We start from the raw sequence: 546 nt of genomic DNA, 5'->3' as shown, positions 1-546 counted from the left end.
CGATGGGCGGCTGGCTGATGCTCATGGTTGCCGAAGCGTTGGCGGCCGATTCTCCAGACAAAGTGAAGGGCCTGATCGGCGTCGCCGCCGCGCCCGATTTCACCGAATGGGGCATTGCCCAGATGGACAAGAACGTCCTCGCGGATGGCGAAGCGATCTGGGAGGATAACCCCTACGGTCCCGAACCCACGCCCACCTATCCCGGTTTCTGGGCGGACGGACAGGTCAACCTCCTGCTCGAACGGCAGATTGCCTTCGACGGGCCGGTGCGCCTGCTTCACGGCCAGCGGGACGACGATGTGCCATGGGACATTTCGACACGGCTGGCGGAACGGTTGCTTTCAGCCGATGTGCAGGTCACGCTGATCAAGGACGGGGACCACCGCCTTTCGCGCGAATCCGACATACACCTGTTGTTGCGCACGGTTGCCGAAATGGTTCTTGCCCGCGAGCCGGTGGCCTGACCTTTCAAGGACCGCTTCCCATGCCCATTCTTCTTCCGCTCATGCTGATGCAGTCCACCCTCGGCGCGGGAGGGTCCAGCCC

1 protein-coding gene is annotated in these 546 nt (G+C 63.4%); it reads left to right on the top strand.

Annotated features, from left to right (window positions below; translation table 11 throughout):
* Positions 1-464: alpha/beta hydrolase family protein (locus tag RKE40_RS29710; RefSeq protein WP_390893569.1), on the top strand; the 464-nt coding region annotated here is incomplete at its 5' end.
* Positions 465-546 lie beyond the last annotated feature (82 nt).

The sequence above is a fragment of the Allobosea rubneri genome, assembly GCF_032464875.1.
In the GTDB taxonomy this organism is placed as follows: Bacteria; Pseudomonadota; Alphaproteobacteria; order Rhizobiales; family Beijerinckiaceae; genus Allobosea; species Allobosea rubneri.
This window is presented reverse-complemented; position numbering and strand designations above follow the sequence as displayed.